Origin of the sequence: Paracoccus sp. (in: a-proteobacteria) (assembly GCF_030536915.1) — a bacterium.
Classification (GTDB): domain Bacteria; phylum Pseudomonadota; class Alphaproteobacteria; order Rhodobacterales; family Rhodobacteraceae; genus Paracoccus.
Genome location: NZ_JAUNPC010000151.1, coordinates 1 through 3,705 on the forward strand (window position 1 = coordinate 1; position 3,705 = coordinate 3,705).

Consider the following 3,705-nt stretch of genomic DNA (forward strand, 5'->3'; position numbering starts at 1 on the left):
CCGAGATCGGCGGCGACTATGGCGTGCTGTTCTGCGACCTGTGGGGCTGCGTCCACAACGGCAAGATGGCCTATCCCGCGGCGATTTCTGCGCTGCAGGCCTATCGCGCAGGCGGGGGCCGGGTGGCGCTGGTCACCAACGCCCCCCGTCCGCGCCGGCTGGTGGCCGAGCAGATCGCGCGGCTCGGCGTGCCGGATGACGCCTGGGACGACATCGTGACCTCGGGCGACGCGGCGCAGGACGCGATGTTCTCGGGCCGGGTCGGGGCCCGCGTCTGGCATGTCGGCCCCGACCGCGACATCGGCTTCTTCACCGAGACCGACGATCCCCGCGCGGGCACCATCACCCGCGCGCCGCTGGCCGAGGCCGAGGGCATGGTCATCACCGGCCCCTTCGACGATCTGACCGAAACGCCCGAGGACTACCGCGAGCGGCTGGAACAGGCCCGCGCCCGCAACCTGCCGCTGCTTTGCGCCAACCCCGACCTCGTGGTCGATTACGGCGAGCAGCGGCTTTACTGCGCCGGCGCGCTCGCCGCGCTGTATGAGGAGATGGGCGGCGAGGCGCTGTACTTCGGCAAGCCGCACGCGCCGATCTATGACCTTGCCCGCCGGCATCTCGGCATCGGCCCCGAGGTTCCGGCGCTCGCCATCGGCGACGGCATCGGCACCGACGTCGCGGGCGCCGTGAACCAGGGGATCGATTCGCTCTTCGTCACCGGCGGGCTTGCGGCCGAGCACATGGGCGAGGACGTGGAGCGTCCCGATTCCAAGCGGATGCTGCAATGGCTGGAGGAACAGGCGATCTCGCCCACCTATGCCATCGGCCGGCTGCGGTGACGCTGCGGCAATAATCGTTCTCTGCCGCGTATTGAACTTTCGTATTATTGCTCGACGCCCTGTTCCCTGCTACGCTGCGGCGCAGCAGGGAGGCCATGATGCTCGACAACCAGCCACGCGGCACCATCGTCATCGAGGATCTCGAGATCGGGATGATGCGCCATCTGCTCAAGCAGGTGACGGACGAGGACATCGAGATGTTCGCGCAGGTCTCGACCGACCGGAACCCGGTCCATCTGGACGACGCCTATGCCCGCGACACGATCTTCGAGGGCCGGATCGCCCACGGAATGCTGACGGCCGGGCTGATTTCCGCGGTGATCGGCGAGCAACTGCCGGGACATGGCACCGTCTATCTCGGCCAGACGCTGAAGTTCATGGCCCCTGTCCGCCCCGGCGACATGGTCCGGGCCGAGGTGCAGGTGGAAGCCATCGAGCATGCCAAGCGCCGCGTCACCCTTGCCACGCGCTGCATCGTCGGCGATACGGTCGTGCTGAAGGGCGAGGCGGTGGTTCTGGCGCCGTCCCGCAAGTTCGACTGACCGATCCGGCCAAGGCATGGCCCGGACATGGGGGCCCATGCAGAACCCGCCGATGCACATCCACCGCGACTGGCGCGGCCTTGCCGCAGCCGCCCGCGGCGCGACCGTGGCCATGGGCAATTTCGATGGCGTCCATCGCGGCCACCGCGCCGTGATCGATGCCGCGCGCGGCGCGCGGCCCGATGCGCCGCTGGGCATCGTCACCTTTGAACCGCACCCGCGCGAATATTTCGCCCGCGTCAAGGGCCGCGAGGAACCGCCCTTCCGCCTGATGAACGCCGAGGCTCGCGCCAACCGCCTGGCCCGGCTTGGCGTCAGCCAGCTTTACCAGTTGCCCTTCGGCCCCACGCTTGCCGGCCTGACCCCCGAGGACTTCGCCCGCGAGGTTCTGGCCGAGGGCCTGGGCGTCACCCATGTCGCCGTGGGCGAGGATTTCCGCTATGGCCGCAGCCGTGCCGGTGACGCCAGCACGCTGGCCGCGGCGGGCCGGCGTCTCGGCTTCGGCGTCAGCGCCGTGCCGCTGCTGGCGACGGGCGAGGCCGCGACCAGCTCGACCGCCATCCGCGAGGCGCTGGCCGAGGGCCGTCCGCGCGACGCCGAGCGGATGCTGGGCCACTGGCACCGCATCGAGGGCGAGGTCCTGCATGGCGCCAAGCGGGGCCGCGATCTGGGCTATCCCACCGCGAACCTTGCCGTGGACGGGCTGCACCTGCCGAAGCTGGGCGTCTATGCGGTGCTGGTCGATGTGCTGGACGGGCCGGACAGGGGGAATTACCGCGGCGTCGCCTCGCTGGGCGTGCGGCCGATGTTCGGCACCAACACGCCCAATCTGGAAACCTATATCTTCGACTTTGACGGCGATCTTTATGGCCGCCATCTTTCGGTCGCGCTGGTCGATTACCTGCGCCCCGAGGCGAAGTTCGAGGGGCTGGAGGCGCTGATCGCCCAGATGCGCGAGGACGAGGACCAGGCCCGCCGCATCCTTTCGGCCGCCTGATGCGCCCGCGTTTCTGGGAACTGCCGCTGGACCAACTCAGCGCCGCCGAGTGGGAGGCGCTCTGCGACGGCTGCGGCAAGTGCTGCCTGAACAAGATCGAATACGAGGATGACGGCAGTCTCGATTTCACCTGCGTCGCCTGCCGGCTGCTGGACGGGGAAAGCTGCCGCTGTTCCTCCTACACGAACCGCCACGACTATGTGCCCGACTGCGTGGTGCTGACCCCGGACAAGCTGGCCGAGATCTCATGGTGGCTGCCCGCCACCTGCGCCTATCGCCTGCGGGCCGAGGGAAGGCCGCTTTACCCCTGGCACCACCTCATCTCGGGCGACCCCGAGGCGGTCCACCGCGCTGGGGTCTCGGTGCGCGGCCGCACCGTCAGCGAACTGGACGTGCCCGAGGAAGACTGGGACCGCTACGTGATCGAGGACCTGTCATGAATTTCGGCTCGGACAACGCATCGGGCGTCCACCCCCGCATCATGCAGGCGCTGGCCGCCGCCAATGACGGCACCGCGGCGTCATACGGCCGCGACCCGCTGACCACCCGCGCCGCCGAGCGGCTGCGCGAGGTGCTTGAGGCCCCTGATGCCGCCGTCTTCCTTCTGGGGACCGGCACCGGCGCGAATGCCCTTGCGCTGGCGCAGCTCTGCCCGCCCTGGGGCCGCATCTTCTGCCACCGGACCGCGCATATCGAGACCTCGGAATCCGGCGCCCCCGCATGGATGGCGGGCGGAGCGCAGCTTGCGCTGGTCGAGGGCGGGGCAGGGCGGATGACGCCGGCGACCCTGGCCGCGCGCATCGCCGACTATCCGCAGGAAGACGAGCATGACGGCAGGAACGCCGTCCTGTCGATCACCAACGCGACCGAATGGGGCACCGTCCATGACGCCTCGGGCCTGTCCGCGCTGGCTGCGGTGGCGCGGGATGCCGGGCTGGCGGTCCACATGGACGGCGCGCGCTTTTCCAACGCGGTGGCCGCGACGGGTGCAACGCCCGCCGATCTGACCTGGCGGGCGGGGGTCGATGCGCTGTCGCTGGGGGGCACCAAGAACGGCTGCCTCGCGCTTGAGGCGGTGGTGTTCTTCGACCCCGACCGCGCCCGCGACTTTTCCTTCCGGCGGATGCGGGCGGGGCACCTGTGGTCCAAGCACCGCTTCCTTGCCGCACAGATGCTGGCTTGGCTGGACGGCGGGTTGTGGCTGGACCTTGCCCGCCACGCCAATGCGGCGGCGGCGGAACTCGCCTCGGGCCTCCAGGCGGCGGGTTTCCAACCGCTCGTCCCGGTCGAGGCGAACGAGATCTTCATCCGCCTGCCGCACGACCTG

General features: G+C 69.8%; 5 protein-coding genes. All 5 read left to right on the plus strand.

From position 1 onward, the window contains the following. The first annotated feature begins 5 nt into the window (after positions 1-5). Entirely contained in the window at positions 6-839 is an 834-nt protein-coding gene (locus tag Q4F04_RS14940; RefSeq protein WP_303370590.1) for a TIGR01459 family HAD-type hydrolase, read from the plus strand. A gap of 98 nt (positions 840-937) precedes the next feature. After that, the gene (locus tag Q4F04_RS14945) at positions 938-1,381 is read left to right on the plus strand and encodes a MaoC family dehydratase (RefSeq protein WP_303370591.1); all 444 of its coding nucleotides are present in this window, start codon (positions 938-940) and stop codon (positions 1,379-1,381) included. A gap of 52 nt (positions 1,382-1,433) precedes the next feature. Beyond that, positions 1,434-2,378 (plus strand): bifunctional riboflavin kinase/FAD synthetase, encoded by a 945-nt coding sequence (locus tag Q4F04_RS14950; RefSeq protein ID WP_303370592.1) that lies wholly within the window; start codon positions 1,434-1,436, stop codon positions 2,376-2,378. After that, positions 2,378-2,818 carry a YcgN family cysteine cluster protein gene (locus tag Q4F04_RS14955; protein WP_303370588.1) on the plus strand — a complete coding sequence of 147 codons (441 nt, stop codon included), beginning with the start codon at positions 2,378-2,380 and terminating at the stop codon, positions 2,816-2,818. Before Q4F04_RS14950 ends, Q4F04_RS14955 begins: the two co-directional genes overlap by 1 nt. Beyond that, on the plus strand, positions 2,815-3,705 hold an 891-nt coding region (locus tag Q4F04_RS14960; protein ID WP_303370589.1), incomplete at its 3' end, for a low specificity L-threonine aldolase. The genes Q4F04_RS14955 and Q4F04_RS14960, both read left to right, overlap by 4 nt.